The organism is Allobosea sp. Root483D1 (assembly GCF_001429505.1).
Taxonomy (GTDB): Bacteria; Pseudomonadota; Alphaproteobacteria; order Rhizobiales; family Beijerinckiaceae; genus Allobosea.
The window spans coordinates 1,081,277-1,105,516 of the sequence record NZ_LMJW01000022.1 but is presented as its reverse complement, the minus strand read 5'-3'; the positions used below and the strand labels follow the sequence as shown (position 1 = coordinate 1,105,516).

Here is a 24,240-nt window from a genome sequence, read left to right as displayed (position 1 = left end):
GGCCGCCCGGCGCGGACGCCGGGCGGCAGATTACGAGCGCGTCAGGGCGACGCGATCATTTCATCAGCGCTTCGGTCTCGGCGACCATGCGCTCGAGGCCGGCCTTGGGCTGAATCTCGCCGCGCATCACGCCGGCGATGACCTCGCGCTGCTGGCGCCAGATGCGGACCGAGTTGCCGCCCGGATAGCCCTGCCAGGGCGAGGCGCGGTTCACCTGGCCGTTGATGGTGCGGAAGTTGGCGTTGTCCTTGTAGAACGGGCCGAGGAAGGCGTCCTCGCCGGCACGCAGATTGGTCGGCATGTAGCCCGAGGTCTCGACGACGATCTTCTGCGCCTCCGGGCCAGTGACGAATTTCACGAACTCCCAGGCCGCCTTCTGCTTGGCCTGGTCCTTGGCGGTGATGATCGCCGCATTGCCGCCGGTCGGCAGCGTACCCTTGGCCTTGTGGTCGATGGGGAAGAGGGCAGTCTTCAGGGTGAAGCGCTCGCCGACGAGGTCGGTGACCTGGCGCAGGCGGGCCGGCGTGTCGAAGAAGATGCCGATCTTGCCGGCGATGAACTGCTGGCGCGACTGGTCCCAGTCGATCAGCGGCATGCCGTCTTCGGTGACGAGACTGCGCAGCGTCTCCAACGCCTTCAGGCCGACATCGCCGCCGAAGGCGACCTTCTTGCCGCTCGCGTCGAGCAGGGTATGGCCGCCCTGCTGGACGATGCCGCGCCAGAGCCAGTCATCCGGCCAGTCATGGATGTTGTAGGCGAGGCCGGCGACATCGGCAGTCTTGATCTTCTTGGCGAGCGCGATGGTGTCGGCCCAGTTATCGGGCATCTTCTCCGGGTCGCCACCGGCCTTCTTCACCAGCTCGGCATTGAAATACATCAGCGGCGTCGAAGCATTGAAGGCGAGGCCCGCCTGCTTGCCATTGGCCTGGCCGAGCGAGAGCAACGCGTCGGAATAATTGGCCTTGCGCCAGGCCTCCGGCTCGGCCTTGAGCAGCGCGCCGAGGTCGACGACCTGCTTGCGCTTGTCGAGCGTCTCGACCAGCTCGGTCAGCAGGTGGAAGCCGGAATAATAGACGTCCGGCAGCTGGTTGGTGACGGAGGAGCGCAGCATCGCCTGATGCCCTTCGTCATAGCTCGCCGCCGGGGCCCGGAAGTTGATCTTGATGCCCGGGTTCTTCTTCATGAACTCTGCGGCGATGGGCTCGTGGAACTTGGCGAAGGCCGGGAAGGCGTAGAGCACGTCGAGCGTGACCTCCTGGGCCCGCGCCGCCGTCGAGGCGGCCAGCGCAAACGCCGCGGCGGCCAGGGTTCTGCCGAAAGCTTTCATCGGGGTTCTCCTTGAGAGGATAGAGTTTTTGTCAGGCTTAGGCGCTTCGCGAGGTCGGCTTATTTCACGCCGGTCATTGTGATGCCGTCGATGAATCTGCGTCGGGCGATCAGGAAGGCGAGGACGAGCGGGGTGGTCAGGATCGTCGCCGCGGCGGTCAGCGCGCCGTAGTTCGAGCCGGTCTCGGCATCGGCGAAGAACATCATCCCGAGCGGCGGCGGCGCGAGCTTGGCGTCGGAGATGACGATCAGCGGCCAGTACAGGTCGTTCCAGTGCGCCACGGTTGAGAACACCGCGAACGCGGCGATCGCCGGCCAAGCGCTGGGCGTGACGATGCGCCAGACGATCTCGAACTCGCTCATCCCATCGAGCCGGGCGGCGTTGATGATGTCGTCGGGGAAGCTGCGGAAGAACTGGCGGAACAGGAAGATGGCGAAGACCGAGAGGAAGAACGGCACCATCATCGCAAAATAGGTGTTGAGCAGGCCGAGCTGGGCGAGGCCGATATAGAGCGGCATCGCCGGCACCTGCACGGGGATGCACAGGCCGAGCAGCACCAGCACGAAGAGCAGGTTGCGCCCGGGAAATTCGAGCTTCGCCAGCGCATAGGCGCAGGGTATCGCGACCAGGAGCTGCACCACGAGGATGCCGGCGCAGATGATCACGCCGTTCAGCGCGAAGCGCAGCAGCGGCGCCTTCTCCATGGCGAAGCGATAGTTCTCGACGCCGTAGAACTGCTTCGGCCAGAGCGCGATCTCGGCGCTGAAGATCTCCGACGGCGGCTTGATCGAGGTGACCAGCATCCAGATGAAGGGCGCCAGCATGAACAGTGCCCCGGCGACCAGCACGCCATGGATCAGCACGAGCGAAAGGAAGCGGCGCGCCGCCGAATGCGCGGGCGAGACAGTCGCAACGGTGGGAACTGGAGCCGACATCAGTAGTGCACCTTCTTGTCGAGGGCGAAGGTCTGCACAGCCGAGAAGACGAGGATGAAGGCGAGGAAGATGAAGGTCAGCGCCGCGGCGTAGCCGGTGTGGAAATACTGAAAGCCTTCGAGATAGATGTTGTAGAGCAGCACCTCGGTCGAGCCGACTGGGCCACCGCGCGTCATCACCGCCACCGTGTCGAAGATCTTGAAGGCGGTGATCATCGTCGTAATCACCACGAACATCGTCGTCGGGCCGAGCAGCGGCCAGGTGATCGTCAGGAAGCGGTCGATACCGCCTGAGCAGCCGTCGATGTCGGCGGCTTCGTAGAGGTCGCGCGGGATCGCGGTCAGCCCGGCCAGGAACAGGATCATGTTGAAGCCGAGGATCTGCCAGATGCCGATCACGGCAAGCGTCGCCAGCGCGGTCGAGGGTTCGCTGAGGAAGGCGACTGGACTAAAACCCAGCCATTTCAGCAGGCCGTTGATTGGCCCGAGCGAGGGATGCAGCAGGAACTGCCAGACTGTCGCCATCGCGATCAGTGTCGAGGTCACCGGCAGGAAGTAGATGACCTCGTAGAGCGAGCGCGAGCGTGTCCGCCGATGGATCAATATTGCGATCAGCAGCGCGCCGAAGACCCCGCCCGGCACCATGATCGCGACATAGATCAGCGTGTTGAGCAGCGAGCGGCGGATGATCGGGTCGGCCAGCGCCTTCTGAAAATTGGCGAGGCCGACAAAGTCGAGGTCGACGCCGCCGAATTCGTAATTGGTCAGGCTGAGCACGACGAGCACGGCCAGCGGCGCCAGGATAGTCAGCAGCAGCAGGACAAGCGCCGGCATGGCGAAGCCGAGGCCGGTGGCGCGCTCGATCCAGAGCCGACGGCGCCGGCTGGGCGCGAGTTGTACGGGCATGTCGAGCGCGAGCGTCATGCTCAGGCCCTCAGCGGGACGATGGAGGCCGTTGCGACGCCCAGTCCGCGCGGCTCGATGCGCTCGCCATCGGCGGCGAAGAGATGGCAGGCGGCCTCGTCGAAGCCGAGGGTGACCTCTGCGGCCTCGCTGACACCGGCAGCCTGGGCCGGACTGGTGCGCATCGTCACGCCCGGCAGATCGCGGCCGGCGAGATCGAAATGCAGGATGTATTCGGAGCCGAGATTCTCCTTGCGCCGCAAACGGGCCGAGAACCAGGCACGACCCGTCCCGCTGGGCTCGCCATGGACGAGCGATAGCGTTTCCGAGCGCACACCCAGAGACACTGCCTGTCCCTGGGCCTGTTGCACAGCGAGCGACATCGGACGGCCGAACAGTTCGAGCCGGCCACCCGCGCCGACGCTTGCGGGCAGGAGGTTGATCGCCGGACTGCCGATGAACTGCGCGACCTTGAGCGAGGCCGGCCTCTCATAGAGTTGCGAAGGCGTACCGAGCTGCAGGATCGTGCCGGAATCCATCATTGCGACGCGGTCCGACATCGTCATCGCCTCGACCTGGTCGTGCGTGACATAGATGAAGGTGGCGCCCAGCCGCTTGTGCAGCTCGGCGAGTTCGGTGCGCATATGGACGCGCAGCTTGGCGTCGAGATTGGAGAGCGGCTCGTCCATCAGGAAGACGTCGGGATGGCGGACCATGGCGCGCCCGAGCGCGACACGCTGGCGCTGGCCGCCCGATAGTTGAGCTGGCTTGCGATCGAGCAGGTGATCGAGCTGGAGCTGCGCCGCAGCGGCCGCGACATCGGCCTCGATCCCGCGCATCACCGTGCGACGCTGACCCGAGAGCGCCCGCAATAGGGGCAGGCGCTGCCAGAGCTTCAAGCGCGACATAGTCAGCGGCAGCGCGATATTCTGGCGCACGCTCATATGCGGGTAGAGTGCATAGGACTGGAACACCATCGCCACCCGCCGCTCATGCGGGCGCAGGTGATCGACCGGCTGGCCGCCGATCGCGACCGCGCCACCATCCTGGTGTTCCAGGCCGGCGATGATGCGGATCAGGGTCGACTTGCCGCAGCCGGAGGGGCCGACCAGGGTCAGGAATTCGCCATCGGCGATGTCGAGATCGACGCCGCCGAGCACGCGGGTCGCGCCGAAGGACTTGGCGATGGAGGACAGGGTGACCGTTGCCACGTCGCTCGCCTTTCTGTGCGGGGCCCGAGCGGGCTTATTGCGTTTGACGTCGTCGAAGGCGGCCCGTCGGGCCAGCTGGTGTCTCAGGCGGCGCGCGGCGGGTAGACCTCGTGGATCACATCGTCGATCCAGAACGTCTGGAGCGTGCTGATCTCGTGGATCGCGGCGCTGTAATCCCTGCCGTCGAAATCATAGGTCACGGCGCCGAGCGTCGTCGTGCCGGCCATGCCTGGCTGCAGCTCGGGACCGACCACAAAGCCGGAGGATGGACCCCAGATGTAGCGCGTGCCATCGACCGCAAAATCATGGGCGCGGTGCAGATGGCCGCTGGCAACGAAGGCGACCTCATGCCTGCCGACGAGATCGAGAAGTTGCGCCCGCGGCTTCGGCGGCACGCTCCAATAGCCTTTGTCGCCCTCGTCGGGCGCCTCGATGAACAGCGGCCGGTGCAGGAACCAGCCGAGACGGCGGCCATCGGCTTCAGCGATCTGCTGCTCGAGCCAGCCGAGCTGGCGTGCCTCATCGGCCTCGTCGCTGCCGAACAGCATCGAGTTGAGGCCGATCAGCCGCCAGTCCTCGACGTCATGGCTCCAGAAATCCGCCCCGAGATGCTCGCGCCAGCGCGCCAGGCGCTGTGCGCCGACCGGCTGATGCGGATGATGGGCCTCGCCGACGTCATGGTTGCCGGGGGTGCTCAGCACTGGCATGCCGAGAGCCGTCAGGAGGCCGCTGCAATAGCGGAAGTCTTCGTCGACATCGGCACCATCGACGGTGACGTCGCCAGTATGGATGACGAGGTCGGGCTTCTGCATCGTCAGCCAGGCCGTCAGCGGCTGCCAATTGCCGGCAAAATGCTGCTTGGCCGGACTGAGATGAGTGTCCGAGATTTGCACGATCCGACGCATGACCACCCTCCGAACACGCCCCCGATGCCGGGATGCGGGCTGCCTTCCGTCCATGCGGGGCAGCGGTTTTGCCATGGAGCATACAAATGAATGTTTTGTGACACAAATGTATTTTCGAGCGCGATGCCTCTCCGAAATCGCGCTTGGAGCTGTCGGCTAGAGATCCGTGCTTTGTGGCAGGATCACCAGATCGCGGATCGTGACATTGCGCGGGCGGGTCAGCATGAAGTGCACGGCCTCCGCCACTTCTTCTGCTTCGATCAGGCCGCCGCGGGCGCGTTCCGCCTCGAGCTTTTCCGCCGGCCAGTCGGCGATCAAGGCGGTCACCACCGGGCCGGGCAGGATCGCTCCGACGCGCAGGCCATGCGGGATGACCTGGCGGCGCACCGTGTGGACGAAGGCCTGCACCGCATGTTTCGAAGCGGTGTAGACCGGCTCCCAGACCACCGGAACGACGCCGGCAACCGAACTGGTGACGAGGATGTCGCCGGTCTTGCGTGCGATCATGTGGGGCAGCACGGCGTGGATGCTGCGGAAAACAGCATTGATGTTGAGGTTCAGCATGCGATCCCAGGCGTCGGGATCGCCATCGCTGACCGGTCCGCCGACATAGGCGCCAGCATTGGCGTGGAAGATGTCGAGTGGGCCCGCCATTTCGAGGATTTGCGGCAGCATGCCGGCGACGGAGGCGGGATCGGTCAGATCGACGACGAGCGGGATGGCATCCGTGCCGAGAGGCTTGCAGACCTGCGCCAGGGCTTGCCCGTCGCGGTCGACGAGGACGACGCGCACGCCGGCGGCGATCAGCCGTTTCGCGCAGGCAAGGCCGATCCCCGAGGCCGCGCCGGTAATCGCAGCGACTTTTCCGGTCAGGTCCTGGCTCACGTTGGGGTCTCCGATCCGGCTTGGGTTCGCGCTGGCCGCATAAGCTCTCGCGCCTGGCGTGCGGCGACCTGCATCGCTTCGAAGGCGGCCAGACGCCGGCTGTGCAATCGGGCGATCTCGCCGCCGGCCGGAGTAAAGACCGTGGCGCCGGGAGCCATCACGGCCATGGCCTCGCCGAGGTCGAGGAAGGCTTTTGCCGCGGTTGCGGCGAGCATGGCCGAGCCGAGCAGGACGGGATCGACATCGTCCGGCACCAGCACCGGCAGACCCACGCAGTCCGCCAGCAGTTGCCGGACGAGTGGATGGCGCCCGGCGCCGCCGCTGAGCACGATCGCCTCGACGATGGCGCCCTTCGCCAGGCTCACATCGATGATCTGGCGCAGGCCGTAGCCGATGCCGGTCAGGCCGGCGACATAGAGCGCGACGAGATTGTCGAGATCCTGCTCCATGCCGAGCCCGGAGATGACCGCCCGCGCCTGAGGATCGGCATGGGGTGAGCGATTGCCGAGGAAGTCCGGTATCACGATCAGCTCGCCGGCGAGACGAGCCGCCTCCGATGGTCGATCGACATGCTGCAAGCCCTGCTCGGCGAGCCAATCGGGCAGCGAGAGCCCCTCCGCTTCGGCCCGGCGCCGTGCCTCCGGCGTGGCCGGATGAAACGCGGTCAATTGCTCTATGGCGGCGCCGGCCCCCGACTGACCGCCTTCGCTGAGCCAGAGGCCCGGGACCATTCCAGCGAAATACGGCCCCCAGACTCCGGGGATGAAGATCGGTTCGCGACTGCTCGCCATGGAGCAGGCAGAGGTGCCGAAGACATAGGCCATGCGGGTGAGGGCGCTGCCGTGCGGCGAGCGCACGCCGATCGAGCCGAGGCCGCCTGCATGAGCGTCGATAAGCCCCGCAGCCACGATGGTGCCGGGCTTCAAACCGAGCTCGGCCGCGGCCCGTTCGGTCAACCCGTTGCCGAGCGCAGTGCCGCCCGGAACGATCTCCGTCCCGATCCGGGCGAAACCGTCATCAGCCAGATCGCCGAGCCCGACCTCATGGAAATAGCCGGTATCCCAGCGCCCTTCATGCGCGAGATAGGTCCATTTGCAGGTCACGGTGCAGGTCGAGCGCGCCAGCGAGCCGCTCGCACGCCAGGTCAGGAAATCGGGCAGGTCGAAGAACTGCCAGGCTGCGCCATAGGTGGAGGGCAGGTTTTCCCTGAGCCAGAGCAGCTTCGGCGTTTCCATCTCGGGCGAGATCGTGCCACCGACATAGGCGAGGACCGGATGGCGGGTCGCGTTGATGCGCGCGGCCTGCTCGATGGCGCGGTGATCCATCCAGACGATGATGTCGCGGCTGGCTTCGCCATGGGAACCGACGGGCAAGGGCATTCCGCCCGGCCCCAGCACGACCAGCGAACAGGTCGCGTCGAAGCCGATGCCGGCGATAGCGTCCGGTGAAAGCCCGGCGTTTGCCATCGCCTCGCGCACGCTGGCGCAGACGGCCTGCCAGATATCCTCGCTCGACTGCTCCGCGATGTCCGGCCCGTCCCGGTAGAGCGCGATGTCGCGCCTGGCCGTCGCGACCATGCGTCCGCTCGGATCGAAGATGCCGGCCCGGGCGCTGCCAGTGCCGACATCGATACCGATGAAATGCCCGGCCATGTCAGGCCGCAGCGCGCTTCGGCGATCCGGCACGGGTGCCGTCGGGATTGCGCAGATAGACCCCGTGATCGAGCTGCTGGCGGCGCAGCTCATCGATGTCGATCTCGGCGGGCGGGCGATTGCCGCGCACCGATATCTTGGCCGCACGGCCTGCCGCCTCGCCCATCGCCATGCAGGTCGCCATCACGCGGATCGCGCCCATCGCCTCATGCGTTGCCGAGATGCTGCGGCCCGCGACCAGCAGATTGCCGATCTTCTGCGGAACGAGCGAGCGGTAGGGAATGTCGTAGCAGTCGCCGCACCAGATCAGGGTGCAGCCATCGTCCGCGGGCCGGTGGATGTCGATCGGATAGCTCGCAACCGCGATTGAATCGTCGAAATGCGTGCAGGCGAGCACGTCCTCCTGCGTCATCACGTATTGGCCGATGATACGCCGTGTCTCGCGGATGCCGAGGAAGGGCGCGGTCTTGGTGAAATAGGCGTTCTCGAAGCCGGGCACATAGCCGACGAGATAGGCAACGATGTCGTCGATCTGGGCGCGGCCTTCGATCTCGCCCTTAGTCAAGCTGCGGGCATCGGTGCCATCAGTGCCCTTGACCCGGGTCATGTTGATCCAGACCTCGCCCTTCTTCAGGCCGGTGATGATGATGGTGCGCTCGTTGGCGATCTTCAGCCCGCGCTCGGCCTTGGCCTTGGCCATCAGCTCGCGCATGCCGACGACGATGAACTGGTGGTTCTGGCCGAAATACTCGGCCGGGATGAAGTCGGTGAGATAAGTCCGCGCCTCTGGCGGCGCATTGGCGATGCTCAGGCGCAGCGCATCGGTGTCGACGCCGGCGAGGCAGAACATCAGTGTCGGCGGCTGCATGCCGCCATCGGCATTGCCCTTCTCGGTCGGCACGCCGGCGCTATAGGCGACATCGGCATCGCCGCTGCAGTCGATCACGATCTTGGCGAGGGTCGCGGTGCGGCCGCTCTTGCTCTCGGTGATGACACCGCGGATCGTGTCGTTCTCGACCAGCGCGCCGGCGAAGAAGGTGTAGAACAGCACATCGACGCCGGCTTCCGTCAGCATTTCGAGCGCCACCGTCTTCACCGCCTCCGGCTCGACCAAGGTGATGCCCATGTGCAGCGGGCAGGGCCTGTGTTCGCTCGCTCCCTGGCGCTCCCGGCGCAGCCGCTCGATGAATTTCTGCGGCAGACCGTCGATGATCTGGTTGCCCTTCTGGCCGAGGAAGCCGAGCACCGGCAGGCCGATCGTCATGTTGCCGCCGACGAAGCTGCGGCTCTCGATCAGCCCGACGCGCAGACCGTCCTCGGCCGCGGCCAGCGCCGCTGTCAGGCCTGAGGGGCCGCCACCGACGACGAGCACATCATACTCGGCGGATACTGGGATGGAGCGCGCCGGCTCCTCGATGAAACGGGTCGCTGCGGTCGACATGACGAAGGTCCTTCAGAGTACGATGAATTCGGTGACGGCTGCGGGGTAGTGCGTCCCGCAGCCAGGGTCCGCAATCAGGCCGGCATCATCGGCTTGACGCGCTCGATGATGGCGGAGACGGCATCCTTGACGGGCTTGCGGCCGAGCACGGCGAGCTGGACTTCCTCGAGGAAGGTCGCCTGGGCGCGGGCGGCTTCCGGGAACGGCGGAAAGGCGCCGCGCGCCGTCGCCAGCACCTTGGCCTCGACCTCGGCGAGCGGGTTCTTCGCCTTCAACCCGGCATCGCCATAGCTCGAGACACGAACCGGGCCGTTGCCGTTGATCGCCATGCCGAGCGTCACGCGCTTGCTCGACACCTCCCTGATGAAGCTCCAGGCGAGCGCCTTGTCCTTGGCGTTCTTCGGGATCGACATCGCCCAGGCCTCGACGACGGAGGCCATCGGCACCTTGCCCTTGATCGCAGCGGAGCCGGGGAACTCGACCGCCTTGATCTTGCCGGGGAATTTGCTCTGCTCGGCATTGTTCAGCTGCGCGCCGCGGGCGAAGGGCAGCACGGTGAAGGCGGCGCGGCCCTGCTGCAGCCAGGTGACCTGGTCGTCGTTCTTCGTGGTTGCGTAACTGCGAGGCAGGCTGCCGGTCTCGAACATGCTGCGCAGTGCGGCAAGCCCGCTTTCCAGCGCCTCGCGGTTCGGCACCAGCTTGAGGTCGGGGCTGACGAAGTCACCGCCATAGGCACGGGCAAACATCACGGGGAAGACGGCGAGGTCGCTGGCCAGCACCATGCCGGTGACGGGCGTGCCAGCCTTCGAGGTGAAGGTCGCCTTCTTCGCCTGCTCGATCAGTTCTTCCAGCGTCGTCGGCGGGGCGGAGATGCCGGCTTCCTCCAGAAGGGCCTCGTTGTAGAACAGCCCCTGCGTCGCATGGCGGACCGGGATGCCGATCAGCTTGCCGTCGACCGTCATGCCTTGCACGAGGCCGGCCGCGATATCGCCGAAATCCTCGATCGCGTCCTTGCTCTGATAGGCGTCGAGTGGCTCGAACAGGGCGGCGATCTGCGATGTCGGCCGATTGTCGATCAGGTAGCCGACGCCGTACTCGGTCTCCATCAGGCTGGCCTCGCGGAAGAGCCGGTCCTGCAGCGGGTTCGAGTCGAAGGTCGTGAAGGCGATCTCGGCATCGTTGGCCTTGCGCCAATCCTTGAGCAGGTCGCCGTCGCCGCTGCCGAGCACGGTCTGATGGACCTTGTGACTGAGGACGTTCAGCGTCTTGCCGGCGGCAAGGCCGGGACCTGCGGTCAGCAGGGCTGCGGTCCCGGCTGCCCCGACGATGAAACCGCGGCGCGTCAGTTCGGTGGCGGGTTTTTTCGACATGGCTTCCTCCCTCTTTCTGGTTGGCTACCCCTTCGTCGAACCGGCGGTGAGGCCGGCCACGAGGTAGCGGTTCATGAAGACGACGAAGACGAGGACGGGCACGAGCTGCACCGTCGCGGCGGCGAACAGGATTCCCCAGTCGACCCCGTCGATGGAGCCGATCATCTCGGAGATCACGAGCGGGGCGGTCTTGGCCTTGGTCGCCGTGAAGATGAAGGCGAAGAGGAACTCGTTCCAGGAGAAGACGATGACGAAGACCGCGACGGCGAGGACGCCGGGCATCGCCAGCGGCATGATGACCTTGCGCAGGATGGTGATCCGGCTCGCCCCGTCGATCGAGGCGGCTTCGTCGAGCTCGCGCGGGATCTGGTCCATGAAGGTGCGCATCAGTACCGTGCCGAGCGAGACGAAGAAGGTCGCGTAGAGCAGGATCAGCACGAGATGCGTGTCGCTGAGGCCGAGCGCGTTGACGATCGGAAACAGCGGCAGCGTCACCACGATCGGCGGGATCAGGCGGACAATGATGAGCCCGAGCAGGCTCGCCCCGAGCCAGCGCCCGGAATTGCGCGAATAGACATAGCCGGCGCAGGCGCTGACGACGATGGCGAGCAGCGTGGCGCCGAGCGTGATCACGAAGCTGTTCAGCAGCCCGTCGAAGAAGACGCCCCAGGAGCGCCAGAGCTCGGCGTAGTGCTTGAATGTCGGCGCGAACAGCCATTTCGGCGGCACGGCGAAGATGTCCTGCCCGGGCTTCAGCGACGACATCGCGATGAACAGGATCGGTAACAGCGACCAGAACAGGATCGCGATGACGGCGAGCGCCTTGCCGGCCCCGATGAGAAGGCGCTCAGTGCGCATGGGCCACCCCTCCGCGCCTGAGCAGGAGGACATAGGCGCCGGCGAGCAGGAGCGACGCCAGCACCATGATCCAGGCGGTCGCGGCGGCCGGGCCGAAGGCGTTGAAGCTGAAGGCTTCCTGATAGAGGTAGATCGCCACCACCTCGGTCGAGCGGGCCGGTCCGCCCTTGGTCAGTAGCCAGGCCTCCGAGAACAGGCGGAAGGCGAAGATGTAGCGGAAGAGCAACGCGATCAGCATCGCCGGGCCGAGAAGCGGCAGCGTCACGCGCCGGAACGCCTGCCAGCGCGTCGCCCCGTCGATCCGCGCGGCTTCATAGAGCTCGCCCGGGATGGCGAGGCGCGCCGCATAGACGATGACGAAGGTGAAGGGCAGGTGCAGCCAGATCGTCAGAAGGCCTATCAGGCCCATCGCATGCGATGGCTCGAACGACCAGTCGAGCGTCGGCAGGCCGAACGCCCGCAGCGCAAGGGTGATCGGGCCGGCGTCGGGATCGAACAGGAAACGCCACATCACCACGGCGGTGACTTCGCTGACGGCATAGGGCGCGAGCACCGCGACCAGCAGGAAGCGCCGGAACGGCAGGCCGCTGGCGAAGAGCAGGGCCATGCCGAGGCCGACAGCCAGCTCCAGATGCACGGCGACGACCACGAGAACGACCGTGTTCCACAATGCGCTGTGGAAGGCCGGGTCGGTGAGGACGCGCCAGTAATTCTGCAGGCCGACGAAGCTCGGCGCCTGGCCGAAGCTCGACGTGTTCAGGCTCAGCCAGACGACATAGAGCGACGGCAGCACGATCACGCTCAGGATGAGCAGATGCACCGGCGCTAGCAGCGGCAGTATCCGTGCCGTTCTTTGAAGCTGCACGCTTTCCTCCAGATCTTCTTTCGCTCCGGGCTCTGTCGGCCCGGTGGCTCGGACGCTGGGCGTCCGCAGTCGGTCTTCGTCAGTGCACCGCCTTGAGCGCAGCGGCCGGTCTCTCTGGGCTCGCAAGCAGATCGGGCGCGCGGGTATTCCCCCGATCCGTCGCGGCGGTGAGGTCGCGCACGGAGTCGCGCACCTGCAGGCTGGTCTGCAGCACGATGGTTTGCGCCGGCGCGCTGTCGCCCGCCATGCGCGCACGCAGGCGCTGCCATGTCGCCGCGGCAAGCTCGACGATTGGCTGCCGGATCGCGGTCAGCCCCGTCTTGCGGGCGCTCATCCACGGGTAATCGTCGAAGCCGACCACCGAAACGGGCTCGGGAATATCGATCTTCAGGCGGGCCAGCGCAGACAGCGCGCTCAGCGTCGTGACGTTGGTCAGTGCGATCACCGCCTTCGGCTGCGGATGCCGCTCGAGCCAGTTCCGAAAGAGCTCGGCACCGTGCTCGGCGACGGATCCGAGCTCGATCACCGTCACTGCGCAACCGGCCGTCTCACGGATCAGGTCGCCAGCCCCGCGGACGCGCTCGCGGATCGGCGAGATCGCGAGGCTGGAGGCGGCGATGACGAAGTCGCGATGCCCCAGTGCCAGGAGATGGCGCGCTGCGATCTCCCCGGCTTCGCGGTTGTCGATCGCGACCGTGTCGACGACCGAGCCTCCCGGGTGGACACGGTCGGCGAAGACGATCGGCAGCCGCCCGATTTCGATGGCGAGGGCTTGCGGCACCTCGTCGGAGCAGGGCACCACGATGAGGCCTGACGGGCGCCAGGCGAGCAAGGTGCTCAAGCGCGACTGCTCGAGGCCGACATCGTCGCGGGAGCTCGCTACGACGATGTCGTAGCCGTCGGCCTGCGCCAGGAGCTCCAGTCGCGAGACGAGCGAGGTGAAAAAGACGTCATCGAGATCAGGAACCAGGACGCCCACAACGCGGGCCTGGCCCGAGCGCAGCTGCGATGCCGCCCGATCCACCTGGTACGCCAGTTCCTTGGCGGCCTGCAGAACACGTTCGCGCAGATCATCGTTCACCGGCTTGTTGCCGCTGAAGACATTCGAGACCGTCGCGATGGACACCCCTGCGCGGCTCGCGACATCCCGGATCGTTATCCGTCGACTATCCACCATTCGGCCTGTTAAACGTTTTACAGTTAAACGTTTAACAGGGCGCGAGCTACCTAGCAAGCGTCGTTCTGAGGGTCTGCTCTCGGCGATTGTCCGATGTCCACAAGTGGCGCAACGGAGCACCTGCAGAGCTCAATGCGGCGACCTGGGTAACGAACCAGTCTGTTAGCTGGGCTTCCGATCTCTTACGAGTATCTCGACGAAGCGAGCCGCGAGCCGGGTCAAAGGCCGGCTCCGGACCGTCATGAGGCAGATGGTGATCGGCAGTTCCGGCGTCACATCCAGCCTCACAAGCCCCTCGAAGCGCTGGGCCTGGGTCAGCAGGCTGTCGATCAGGATGACATCGCCCTGGCGCGCCAGTAGATGGGCGGCGGAAATGCTGTAGGGCACGGTCATGAAGGGGGCATAGTCGAGGCCAGCCTGCTCATGGGCGCGCGCGATCAGCCAGCCCAGCGGCGATTTCTCGCGATCGAAGCAGATCAGCCGATGGCTCCGGAGCTCAGGCAAGCTGACTCGGCCGCGGCGCGCCAGCGGATCGTCCTCGCGCACCAGGGCGATGATCGAGGCCTGCGCGAAGGGCGTCAGGGCGATGTCGTCGGTGACGCGGGGCGAGAACATCACGCCGAGATCGGCGGCGCCCTTCGACAGCTCCGTCGGCGCGTCGCCCATGATTAGCTCGATGCGGGCCTGCGGATAGTCCGTCACCAGCCGCCGGATCGCCTGCGCTATGAGCCCCTGGCCGATGCTGGGCGTCGATGCGATCCGCAGTGGCAGGGCGCGCCCGGAGCGCACGTCGCCGACGGCTCCGCGCAAGGTGCGCCATTCGTCCTCGACATGGCCCAGCGCCGACATCAGGCCGTGAGCTTCGGAACACAGGACGAGGCGGCCGTCGCGGCGATCGAAGACCGGGACGCCGAGGGCCGATTCGCTGCGGGCGATGATCTTGCTGACGGCCGACTGCGTCAGATGAAGCTGCCGCGCGGCCTCGACGGTGGTGCCGCAACGGTCGACGGCGCGCAGGACCGTCGCGTGGGATGGCGTCAATGCCTTCATCCGCCTGCTCCCACGAGATGCTCCAGCAGGATCCGCGCGGCATGGTCGAGCGGCGCGCCGTCGCGATGATGAGCGAAGGCCGTGACAAGGGGGCTCTCGTCGAGCGGACGGACCGCCAGCCCTTGCGTCAGGCTGCTGCTGATGACGAAGCCGTCGACGATGGCGATGCCGACGCCCTCGCGCGCCAGATGGCAGGCGCTGTCCGTATGGCGGACGGTGATCGCGATCTGGTCTGACAGGCCGATCCGGCCCAGTGCGTCCTGAAAGCTGTCGGCCAGGCTGATGCCGTCGGGTCCGTAGCTGATCAGGCGCTGGCCTTCGAGGGCCTCGCGCGACAGCTTGTCATGGGCGGCGAGCGGATGAGCCTCGTCGAGCACGCAGACAAGCGGACTGCTGCGCAGGACGATATCCAGCAACCCTTCTGTCGCCATCGGGCCGTAGGAGATCGCGAGATCGACTTCGTTGGCGCTGAGGTGATCGCGGACATGGTCGAACATCACTTCGACGGCGGCCCGATCGCCGAGGTCGCGGCGCGCGCTGGCGATGGCGGGCGGCAGGATGCTGTGCGCCAGGCCGGGCACGGTCGCGATCCGCAGGCGATCGGCCATGCCGACGCGGATCATGTCGGCTTCATGATGCGCCCGGCGCAACGCGCCGAAGGCTGGACGTGCGAGCCGGCTCAACTCAAGTGCCTCGGGCGTCGGGGTCAGCCGCCCCTGGACGATTGCGACAAGGCTGAGGTCGAGCTCTGTTTCCGCCAGGTGCAACGACTTGATCACGGCAGACTGGCTGACGCCCAGCCCTTGTGCCGCTTCACCGGTGCCGCCGAGCCGGACGAAGGCATCGATCACCTGCAGCGCGCCCAGCCTCATTCTTCCTATTCCACTTGGTTGACAATCTTGCCGAATGTTTCATTTGCGAGACTAGGCATGCGCATGGAGGGTTGCAAGCTGCCGCCGCCGAGGCAGAGCGGCCAAGATCAGGGGATCTCCATGACTACTTTCCGTTCCATGGTGTCGGGTGCCGCGCTCGCGCTTTCCCTGCTCGGCCCGGCCCTCACCGTCGCACCTTCCAGCGCCTTTGCGCAGGGCGTTCTCAAGTTGGCGCAGACACAGGACCTCGTCTCGCTCGACCCGATCGCGACGAGCGACAATCCGTCGATCCATGCCCAACTCCTGATCTACGACACCCTGCTGCGCCCCAGCACCGATGCCACCAAGCTGGAGCCTGGCCTCGCCGAGAGCTGGACGGTCAGCGATGACGGCCTGACCTATACCTTCAAGCTCAGGGCGGCGAAGTTCTCGGACGGCACGCCGGTCACCGCAGCCGACGTCGCCTTCTCGCTGAAGCGGGCCGGCAGCGATGCGTCGAGCTGGAAGCGCTTCTTCGCCGGGATCAATGCGATCGAGACGCCCGACGAGCGCACCGTCGTGCTCAAGCTCAAGACCGTGTTCACGCCGCTGCTCAACAACCTCGCTTTGTTCTCCTCGGCGATCCTGCCCCAGAAGGCGTTCGAGGCGGCGCCGGACAAATTCTTCGAGAAGCCGCTCGGCTCCGGTCCCTTCGCCGTCGCGGCCTGGAATAAGGGCCAGGCGCTCTCGCTGAAGAAGAACGTGCATTACTGGCAGGCTGGCAAGCCGAGCCTCGACGGCGCCGAGATTCTCGTCCTGCCCGAAGGCAACAGCCGCGTGTTGAAGCTGCAGGCCGGCGAGATCGATGCCGCCCTCGAGATCCCGCTGAACCAGATGCAGAGCCTCGGCCGCGCCGGTACCGTCAACACCGCCGTCGCCAATGTGCTGCGCACCGATTTCGTGCTGCTGAACACCAAGAAGAAGCCCTTCGACGATGTCCGTGTCCGCCAGGCGCTGAACTACGCCATCGACAAGGAGGGGCTGGTCAAGGCGCTGCTCTACGGCGCCGGCAAGGTGGCGAACTCGCCGATGCCGCTGATGGCTTATGCCGATCCCGAGCTGAAGCCCTATGCGCACGACATCGCCAAGGCCAAGGCGCTGCTCAAGGAGGCCGGCTATGCCGAGGGCTTCAAGACCTCGCTCCTGGTGCATTCGGGCCGACCGTTGCACCGCCAGGTCAGCCAGGCGCTGCAGAGCGCGCTCGCACAGATCGGCGTCACGGCCGAGATCCGCCTTGCCGAAGGCGGCACGCACTGGTCGACCACCAAGGCCGGAGACTACGAGATGGCCGTCTCCTACGCCTCCAGCGACACGATCGACCCCGACCAGATGGCCGGCTTCCTGATCGTCAACCCGGAGCGCGCCAACGCCTACCACACCGAGTGGAAGAACGAGCGCGTCAACGAACTCTACGAGAAGGAGCGCGCGACCAAGGACGGGCCCGAACGCGGCGCGATGTTCAAGGAGATGGTGAAGCTCTCCCATGAGGGCGCGCCCTCGATCTTCCTGTTCTACCCCGGCACTCCTTACGCGCATCGCAGCACTGTCAGCGGCTTCGAGGTGCTGCCGACCGGCAATTTCCGCCTCGAAGACGTCAAGCTGAAGTGAGGAGGGGGCGGCCCATGGCATCGGACCGAAAGGTGGAGTCCACTTTTCGGAAGAATCCGATGCTAAAACAATGCGATTGATCATTGTGGTCGCGCCCGTTCGGACGCGCGATGATCTAGGCCCGCCCTGCGCTCCGGCCCATTCCCATGCTGACTTACATTCTCAAGCGGTTCGTCCAGCTCGTCCCGGTGCTGTTCGGCATCACGCTGGCCTGCTTCTTCCTGCTGCGGGCGTTGCCGGGAGATCCGGCGACGCTGCTTCTCGGCGCACGCGGCGGCGCGGAGGAGATCGCGGCGATGAAGCAGCGGCTCGGGCTCGACCTGCCGCTGTGGCGCCAATACCTGCTCTTCCTCAGCGACATCCTCTCCGGCAGCCTCGGGCGCTCGGTCGTCTACGGCCAGCCGGTGATCTCGTTGGTGCTGGAGCGCCTGCCGGCGACGCTGTGGCTCGTCGCCTATTCGACTGCGATCGCGGTGGTGCTGACAATCCCGCTGGCGCTGTGGTCGGCGGTCCGGCGCGACCGCGCACCCGACATCCTGATCAAGCTCGTCTTCACGGTGCTGCTCGCGATTCCCTCCTTCTGGCTCGGGCTCGTGCTCGTCGTCGTCCTCGCCATCTGGGTGCCGCTGTTTCCGACCTCGGGCTACGGCACGGGCTTCCTCTCGCGCCTGCACCATCTGACCTTGCCCGCCTTCGTCATCGCGCTGGCGACGGCCTCGCTGACGATCCGCAGCCTGCGCAGCGGCATCCTCAACGTGCTCGGCTCGGACTATGTCACGACGGCTCGCGCCAAGGGCAACGCGACCAGCCGTACCATGCGCGTCCATGTGCTGCCGAATGCGCTGATCAGCTCGATCTCGGTGCTCGGCGCTCATACGAGCTGGGTCATCGGCGGGACGGTGGTGATCGAGACTGTTTTCGCCCTGCCGGGGCTGGGCTCGCTCTTCGTCGAGTCGATCTTCGCCCGCGACTACCCGATGATCCAGGGGCTGACCATCGTCTTCGCCGTGCTGGTCGTCCTGATCAATCTTGCGACTGACATCGCCTATGCGCTGGCCGATCCGCGCATTCGGCTGGACTGACGCGATGAGCAAGCTCCGCCTCGATCCGACGCTCCTCGTCGGCCTCGCCATGCTCCTGCTGCTGTGCCTGTTCGTCGGCCTCGGGCAGGTCTGGACGCCGCACGACCCCTTCCTGGTCGACTACGGCAACACGCTGCAGCCGCCCTCGGCGAAACACTGGCTCGGCACGGACGATCTCGGCCGCGACGTCGTCTCGCGCGTGATGGCCGGGGGGCTGGTCGACCTGCGGGTCGCGCTGGTCTGCGTCGCCGCGCCCGCCATCCTCGGCATCGCGATCGGCGCGCTTTCGGGCTTCGTCGGCGGGCGGGTCGATACCGTGATCATGCGTATCACCGACATCTTCTGGGCCTTCCCTTTCCATGTTCTGGTGATCGCCATCGTCGGCGTGCTCGGCCCGGGCGAGGCCAATCTCTATCTCGCCTTCCTGCTGGTGAACTGGATCTCCTTCGCGCGCATCACCCGTGGCGAGGTGCTGGTGCTGCGCGAACTCGAATATGTGCAGGCGGCACGCAGCTTCGGCTCGACCGATAGCCGCATCATCACGGCGCACATCCTGCCCAATGCGGTCACGCCTGCGATCGTCTTCGCCATGGCCGACGTCGTGCTGACGATCCTGGCGGTTACCTCGCTGTCTTTCCTCGGTCTCGGCATCCAGCCGCCGACACCGGAATGGGGGCTGATGATCGCCGACGGACGCCAGTTCCTGTTCGACGCCTGGTGGATCGCGACCGCTCCCGGCCTGGCCATCATCTACACCGGCGTGGCCTTCGCCCTGATCGGCGAGGGCCTAGACACCGCGCTCCGCCCCAAGGGCTGACGCGCCTTCCCTTCCGCCCTGTATCGCGAGACGGCCATGAGCTTCTTCACCGAGAATGCCGAACTCCAGCGGATCGGTGCGCTGATCGAGGCCTACGCCGCCCCGATCTATGCCGCGCGCGACATCCCCTTCAAGCAGTTCGCCTATGTGCTGACGCAGCCGGGGAACGAGGGCGGCAAGCCCCCAGGCGCGGCATTGCGGGCGAACTGGCGCGCCTATCCCTGCTCGCTGGTGAAGGTGTTCCATCTCGTCGCCGCGCAGCTATGGCTCGAGCAGGGGCGGCTGGCTGCCCACGACGAGCTCGACCGCGCCATGCGCGACATGATCCTGTGGTCGTCCAACTCGGCGACCAACTACATCATCGACCTGATCACGGGCACGACCGGCGACACCTTGTTGGACGACAGGGACATGAGCGCGTGGTGCGAGCGCCGCGAGGAGATCAACCGGATCTTCGCCGAGCTGGGCTGGCCGGAACTCGCCGGCATCAACCTCAACCAGAAGCTGATGGACGATCTGCGCTACGGGCGGGAGAAGGTCGCGCTCGACCGCTCGGCAGCCGGACATAACTGCCTGACGCCGATCGCGATGGCGCGGCTGATCCACGAGATCTTCAGCGACTCCGCCCTGTTGTCGCCGGCGCGCCGTGCCGTCGTCTGCGACCATCTCGCCCGAGACGCCAACGATCCCGACCGTGACCGGGGTGCCTATCAGCTGCTTGGCTATCTCGGCGACACCTTGCCGCCGGGCACCCAGATCTGGTCCAAGGCGGGGCGCACGCGCTGGCTCGGCGACGACCGCGCCTCCTTCCGCCGGCATGACGCGCTACGTGCGATCCTGCCGCAGGGCCAGGAATTCCAGCTCACCGTCTTCACCCAGGGCGAGGCCATTGCGGAGGACGAGCGCTTCCTCCCCGGAATCGGTGCGCTGGCCGCAACAGAACTATCGACCCTCGCGCAGGGAGGCCAATGATGCCGCCTGCAGCTCTGGAGTGACCTGACGGTCCCAAAGAAGCCGACTGCCTTCCGGCAGCCCGTCCGATTTCTTCGGCTGGGGATAGTCAGACCTTTCAGAAAGAGGCTCCCGAGGCGATTACCTCCTCGGTGAGACTACTCCGCCGCCGCCAGTCCCATCTGCCAGAAATCGGCCTCCAGCCTGGAGGCCTGGCCGAACAGGGCGGCGAGTTCGCTGAAGCGCGCTTCGGTCATCGCCCGGGCCGCGAGGGTGTCGAGATGGCGGCGGGCGTCGCGGGCGACCTGCTGATAGGGCTCGCCGGCATATTCGCCGATCCAGTCGCGATAGGGATGGCCTTCGAGTGCCGGACCGAGATCGGCTTTGAGCCGGGCGGCGATCTCGGCATAGCCGACGATGCAGGGCGCGAGCGCGACATGCAGGTCGAGCAGGTCGCCGGAGACGCCGCAATCGAGCACGAAGCGGGTATAGGCGACCGTCGCCTGGTGCTCGGGCGCAGCCTCCAGCTGTTCCGGCGATAGGCCCCAGCGGCCGCAGAGCCGGACATGCAGGTCCATTTCGAGGTCGAGGATCGCCGACAAGCCTGCCTTGGCGGCGCGCATGTCGGTGAGGTTGCGGCTCTTATAGGCCGCGAGCGCATAGGCGCGGGCGAACTGGATCAGGAAGAGATAGTCTTGGACGAGATAGGTCCGAAAAGCCCCTTCGGGCAGCGAGCCGTCGCCCATCTGCCGGACGAAGCCGTGCTCGACGTAAGAATCCCAATCCGCCGCCGCGGCGGCCTTCAACCTGTCGAAGATGTCCACGCTCTTCCTCTCGCGACTCAGATCGCCGGGGGAGTCTTAGCGCGGCTGGCGACTGGGGGAAGCCGCGGCCGGTGCGCGGCGTCCTTACGTCACAGCACGAGCGCCGTCATTGCCTCGTTGATCCACCACCATTCACGGCCGGGCGCATCCTCGCCGCGCAAGGTTGCGAGCAGCTGCTGGTAGCGCAGAGAGCGGTCGTGGTGCCGGCGGTACTGGTCGAGATGCCAGGCGCGGAAGCTATCGTCCGGCTCGCGCTTCATTGCCCTGCCCGAGGCGTCCAGCCAGTCGCGGGCGATGACGCGGCCGGCCTCCGAACCGGGAGCTTCGCCAGCCGCGATCGCCTTGCGAACCTCGGCAAAGATGCGCTCGGCGGCGGCGTGATAGGCGGCCGGGTCGAAATCTCGCGTCCACATCAGCTCGGCATCGGCCTTGGCCTGGGCGATGACCGTCTCGTCCGACAGCATCGCCCTGAGCGCGGCGAAGGCGTCGATCTGCTCCGGTGTCGGATCATCGGGCAGTTCGGGCGTCCCGGCCTCGAGCGCCTTCTGGCGCCAGTCGGGGTTCATCCTGTCGCCGGTGACCTTGTCGTAGAAGCGCCCGGTCAGGTTGCGCATGTCGGCATTGGACAGGCTGGTCATGGTCCAGAGTCTCCTGAGGTCCTCGGCGGTGGGTTCGGGATGACGCAGCGCGGCACGCAGGGTCGCGGCGATGCGGCGCTTGCCGGCGATCTCGGCTTCGAGCGCCGAGAGGCGCAGTTGCAAGAGCTCGGCGAGCGAGCCCTGGCGGGCGAGGATGCCGCCGATCGCGGCAAGGCTCGTGCCCATGGCGCGCAGCGCCTGGATCAGGTCGAGCCGTGCCGCATCGGCGTTCGAATAGACGCGGTAGTTCGCCATGGTGCGGGTCGCCGGCGGTAGCAGCCCCTTGTCGGAATAGAAGCGGATGCGCCGCACGGGCACGCCGCAGAGGCGGGCGAGTTCGCCGATGGTGTAGCGTTGGTCGGTCGGGGTCATGGCGCCGTCCTAGCGTCTCCATCTGGTGGAGGGTCAAGTGGCCATGAAGGCCGCGGCGCATCGTTCGAATGCGACCGATCGCGGCAAGGCAGGGGAAACCCTGTCCGGCAAAAGCTGTGCAGCGGGGCGTCGGCGTCAAAGCAGCGTTAGCCAGTCGCGGCCATTGTCGCGCGCGTGCACACCCCTCGCCACGACCAGACAGCCGAACACGATGCGCCGGACGGTGCCGCCGGGCCGCGTCGCCTGGACGGGCTTCGCTTCGCGCCGACGCTGGAGCGCGAATACCGGCTGCACATGCGCTCGGCCCAGCGCAACAGCACGCTCGTCTGCGTCATCACCGCGCTCGGCATCTGGCTGACCTTCATCGGCTTCGACCTCACGCGCCTGCACGGCATGACGGCGCTGCTTGCCGGCGAGCCCGATATCGTCCTGGCGGTCGCGCTGCGGCTGTCGGCGCTCGGGGTGATCCTCGCCTTGCTCGTGGTGCTGGCGGCGCGCCGGCTGCCGCGCGCCTACCATCGGCTCTCGATGCTGGCGCTGGGGCTGATCGGCGTCACCAGCGCCTATATTGCCAATGTCTTCAAGCTGCGCGGCCTGCCGCAGGCCGACATCGCCCAGCTCGTCATCATCGCCGCCGTCTTCCTGCCGGTCGGCCTGACCTTCGTGCAGAGCCTCGGCGTCGCCCTGTTCATTGGCCTGTTCACCACCGGCCTCGGCTTCGTGATGCTCGAGCCGGCCCAGTTCGCCGAGCATATGCGGCTATCGATCCTGACGCTCTTCGCCGTGCTGGTCAGCGCCGTCGGCGCCTGGCTGCGCGAGCGGGCCGAGCGCGACCAGTTCCTGCTGCGGCGCATGCTGCACAACCGGGCGATGTCGGATGCGCTGACCGGCATCGCCAATCGGCGCGGCTTCGAGGAGCATGTCGCGATAGCGCTGCTGCAGGCGCGGCGAGACCGGGTGCCGGTGGTGTTCGCGGTGCTCGATGTCGATCATTTCAAGCGCTATAACGACCGCTACGGCCACCAGGCCGGCGACATCGCGCTGGTCTTGATCGCCCGCGCCATCGACAGCAAGCTGCGCCCGCCGATGGACATGGTCGGGCGGCTCGGCGGCGAGGAGTTCGGGCTGCTGCTCTACGACACCACGCCGGAGAAGGCGCAGGAGCGGCTGCAACGGGTCGCGCAGGCGATCGCCGAGCTCGGAATCGAGCACGCGGCCTCGCCGACGGCGCAATTCATCACCGTCAGCATGGGCGCGGCCGCTTTCGATGGGCAGGAGGCGGCCGCCGATCTCTACCGGCGCGCCGATGCGGCGCTCTATGCCGGCAAGGCCTCGGGCCGCAACCGCGTCGAGCTCGGCGAGGGCAGCGAGCGCCTCGCGGGCTAGCCTGGCGCGCACCCGAGCTGCTATGCGGCACTCGTCTTGCGACTGAAAGAGAGCCTCCATGTCCGCACCCGTTTCCATCGGCCTGATCGGCGCCGGCATCATGGGCGAGCGCATGCTGCGCGCGATCCTGGCGCAGTCGCCCGAGCTGGTCAGTGCCGCCGGGATCTGGGACCCGTCGGCCGAGGCGATGGCGCGGATCGCCGGCGAGCTGCCGCAGGTCGCGCAGATGGCCGACGCGGCCGCGGTGATCGCAGCGAGCGACTGCGTCTACATCGCTTCGCCGCCGGCCTCCCATCTCGGCCATGCCCGCGTTGCGCTCGCCGCCGGCAGGAGCGTGTTCTGCGAGAAGCCGCTGGCGATCGACGTCGCCGATTCCCGCGCCTTCGTGGCCGAGGCCGGCGGGCGCGGCGCGGTCAACTTTCCCTTCGCCTCCTCGCCGGCCGTCGCGCAATTGCAGGATTGGGTTGCGGCCGGAGGCGTCGGCGGTGGTCGGCGGATCACGATCGAGGTCGCCTTCGCCACCTGGCCGCGCTCCTGGCAGGCCGATGCGGCGGGCTGGCTCGACCGGCGCGAGCAGGGCGGCTTCACCCGTGAGGTCGTCTCGCACTTCCTGTTCCTCAGCCGCCGGCTCGGCGGGAGATTGCACGGCCTGCAGGCGAGTGTCTCCTTCCCGGAACCAGGCAAGTCGGAACGCCGGATCGAGGCGCAATTGATGGCGGGCGACATCCCGGTGACGCTCACCGGCAGCGTCGGCACGACGCAAAAGGACGACCACAACATCTGGATGCTGGAAGGCGAGGGCGGCGCGCTCCGGCTCTGCGACTGGTCGTTGGCGGAGCAGCGCCAGCCGGACGGCTCCTGGCAGCGCGCTCCCGATGCGCTGACCCAGCTCGAGGCGCGTCCGGTCGCGCTGAAACGACAGCTCGAAGGCGTCGCCAGGCTGGCGCGCGGAGAGACGCATCAGCTGGCGACGCTGGAGGAGGCGCTGAACGTGCAGGAGATCGTCGAGGCGATCCTGGCGAGCTAGACGCCTTCATTGAGGCGACATGGCGCGAGGTCTATGATCGGCGGGC

At 66.7% G+C, this 24,240-nt stretch carries 22 protein-coding genes; 6 read left to right on the top strand and 16 right to left on the bottom strand.

All coding sequences use genetic code 11. The features are described from left to right. Positions 1-55: 55 nt before the first annotated feature. From ASE66_RS27885 to ASE66_RS27820, 14 genes are all read right to left on the bottom strand, one after another. Positions 56-1,327 (bottom strand): ABC transporter substrate-binding protein, encoded by a 1,272-nt coding sequence (locus ASE66_RS27885; protein ID WP_057192944.1) that lies wholly within the window; start codon positions 1,325-1,327, stop codon positions 56-58. Positions 1,328-1,386: 59 nt separating this feature from the next. Then, positions 1,387-2,151, bottom strand: a complete 765-nt coding sequence (locus ASE66_RS27880) for a carbohydrate ABC transporter permease (protein ID WP_413814299.1) — start codon at positions 2,149-2,151, stop codon at positions 1,387-1,389. Positions 2,152-2,261: 110 nt separating this feature from the next. Further along, positions 2,262-3,185, bottom strand: coding sequence for a carbohydrate ABC transporter permease (locus tag ASE66_RS27875; RefSeq protein WP_057192942.1), 924 nt, complete (start codon positions 3,183-3,185; stop codon positions 2,262-2,264). Between the two features lie 2 nt (positions 3,186-3,187). Continuing rightward, positions 3,188-4,375 (bottom strand): ABC transporter ATP-binding protein, encoded by a 1,188-nt coding sequence (locus ASE66_RS27870; protein ID WP_057192941.1) that lies wholly within the window; start codon positions 4,373-4,375, stop codon positions 3,188-3,190. Between the two features lie 83 nt (positions 4,376-4,458). Beyond that, complete coding sequence (locus ASE66_RS27865) at positions 4,459-5,280, bottom strand: metallophosphoesterase family protein (RefSeq protein ID WP_057192940.1); 822 nt, start codon at positions 5,278-5,280, stop codon at positions 4,459-4,461. 156 nt (positions 5,281-5,436) lie between these two features. Then, positions 5,437-6,165, bottom strand: a complete 729-nt coding sequence (locus ASE66_RS27860) for an SDR family oxidoreductase (protein WP_057192939.1) — start codon at positions 6,163-6,165, stop codon at positions 5,437-5,439. Beyond that, positions 6,162-7,817, bottom strand: coding sequence for an FGGY-family carbohydrate kinase (locus ASE66_RS27855; RefSeq protein WP_057192938.1), 1,656 nt, complete (start codon positions 7,815-7,817; stop codon positions 6,162-6,164). The genes ASE66_RS27860 and ASE66_RS27855 overlap by 4 nt, the downstream gene beginning before the upstream one ends. Position 7,818: 1 nt before the next feature. Further along, positions 7,819-9,258 carry an FAD-dependent oxidoreductase gene (locus ASE66_RS27850; RefSeq protein WP_057192937.1) on the bottom strand — a complete coding sequence of 480 codons (1,440 nt, stop codon included), beginning with the start codon at positions 9,256-9,258 and terminating at the stop codon, positions 7,819-7,821. Positions 9,259-9,332: 74 nt separating this feature from the next. Then, positions 9,333-10,628: an ABC transporter substrate-binding protein gene (locus ASE66_RS27845; RefSeq protein ID WP_057192936.1), complete on the bottom strand. Its 1,296-nt coding sequence runs from the start codon at positions 10,626-10,628 to the stop codon at positions 9,333-9,335. A 24-nt stretch (positions 10,629-10,652) separates the two neighbouring features. After that, on the bottom strand, positions 10,653-11,486 hold the full coding sequence (locus ASE66_RS27840; protein ID WP_057192935.1) for a carbohydrate ABC transporter permease: 834 nt from the start codon (positions 11,484-11,486) through the stop codon (positions 10,653-10,655). Beyond that, positions 11,476-12,351, bottom strand: a complete 876-nt coding sequence (locus tag ASE66_RS27835; protein ID WP_057192934.1) for a carbohydrate ABC transporter permease — start codon at positions 12,349-12,351, stop codon at positions 11,476-11,478. The genes ASE66_RS27840 and ASE66_RS27835 overlap by 11 nt, the downstream gene beginning before the upstream one ends. 79 nt (positions 12,352-12,430) lie before the next feature. Further along, positions 12,431-13,585 (bottom strand): LacI family DNA-binding transcriptional regulator, encoded by a 1,155-nt coding sequence (locus ASE66_RS27830; RefSeq protein WP_156412355.1) that lies wholly within the window; start codon positions 13,583-13,585, stop codon positions 12,431-12,433. A gap of 105 nt (positions 13,586-13,690) precedes the next feature. Continuing rightward, positions 13,691-14,578: a LysR family transcriptional regulator gene (locus ASE66_RS27825; protein ID WP_057192932.1), complete on the bottom strand. Its 888-nt coding sequence runs from the start codon at positions 14,576-14,578 to the stop codon at positions 13,691-13,693. Next, entirely contained in the window at positions 14,575-15,450 is an 876-nt protein-coding gene (locus ASE66_RS27820; protein WP_057192931.1) for a LysR family transcriptional regulator, read from the bottom strand. Before ASE66_RS27820 ends, ASE66_RS27825 begins: the two co-directional genes overlap by 4 nt. Positions 15,451-15,570: 120 nt before the next feature. On the opposite strand from ASE66_RS27820, the gene ASE66_RS27815 reads away from it, so the two are divergent. From ASE66_RS27815 to ASE66_RS27800, 4 genes are all read left to right on the top strand, one after another. Further along, positions 15,571-17,097, top strand: coding sequence for an ABC transporter substrate-binding protein (locus tag ASE66_RS27815; RefSeq protein WP_057193472.1), 1,527 nt, complete (start codon positions 15,571-15,573; stop codon positions 17,095-17,097). Positions 17,098-17,243: 146 nt separating this feature from the next. Continuing rightward, positions 17,244-18,179, top strand: coding sequence for an ABC transporter permease (locus ASE66_RS27810; RefSeq protein ID WP_057192930.1), 936 nt, complete (start codon positions 17,244-17,246; stop codon positions 18,177-18,179). Positions 18,180-18,183: 4 nt separating this feature from the next. Beyond that, a complete protein-coding gene (locus tag ASE66_RS27805) occupies positions 18,184-18,996 on the top strand; it encodes an ABC transporter permease (RefSeq protein ID WP_057193471.1) in 813 nt (270 codons plus the stop codon). A 36-nt stretch (positions 18,997-19,032) separates the two neighbouring features. Beyond that, positions 19,033-19,968 (top strand): serine hydrolase, encoded by a 936-nt coding sequence (locus ASE66_RS27800; RefSeq protein WP_057192929.1) that lies wholly within the window; start codon positions 19,033-19,035, stop codon positions 19,966-19,968. A 137-nt stretch (positions 19,969-20,105) separates the two neighbouring features. Here the strand turns inward: ASE66_RS27800 and tenA are convergent, their stop codons facing one another. Then, positions 20,106-20,771, bottom strand: a complete 666-nt coding sequence (gene tenA / locus ASE66_RS27795; RefSeq protein WP_057192928.1) for a thiaminase II — start codon at positions 20,769-20,771, stop codon at positions 20,106-20,108. 89 nt (positions 20,772-20,860) lie between these two features. Next, positions 20,861-21,781 carry a MerR family transcriptional regulator gene (locus ASE66_RS27790; protein ID WP_057192927.1) on the bottom strand — a complete coding sequence of 307 codons (921 nt, stop codon included), beginning with the start codon at positions 21,779-21,781 and terminating at the stop codon, positions 20,861-20,863. A 174-nt stretch (positions 21,782-21,955) separates the two neighbouring features. Here ASE66_RS27790 and ASE66_RS27785 point away from each other — a divergent pair, with 174 nt between their 5' ends. Then, on the top strand, positions 21,956-23,167 hold the full coding sequence (locus ASE66_RS27785) for a diguanylate cyclase (protein ID WP_156412354.1): 1,212 nt from the start codon (positions 21,956-21,958) through the stop codon (positions 23,165-23,167). A gap of 58 nt (positions 23,168-23,225) precedes the next feature. Beyond that, positions 23,226-24,194, top strand: a complete 969-nt coding sequence (locus tag ASE66_RS27780; protein ID WP_057192925.1) for a Gfo/Idh/MocA family protein — start codon at positions 23,226-23,228, stop codon at positions 24,192-24,194. Positions 24,195-24,240: the final 46 nt, after the last annotated feature.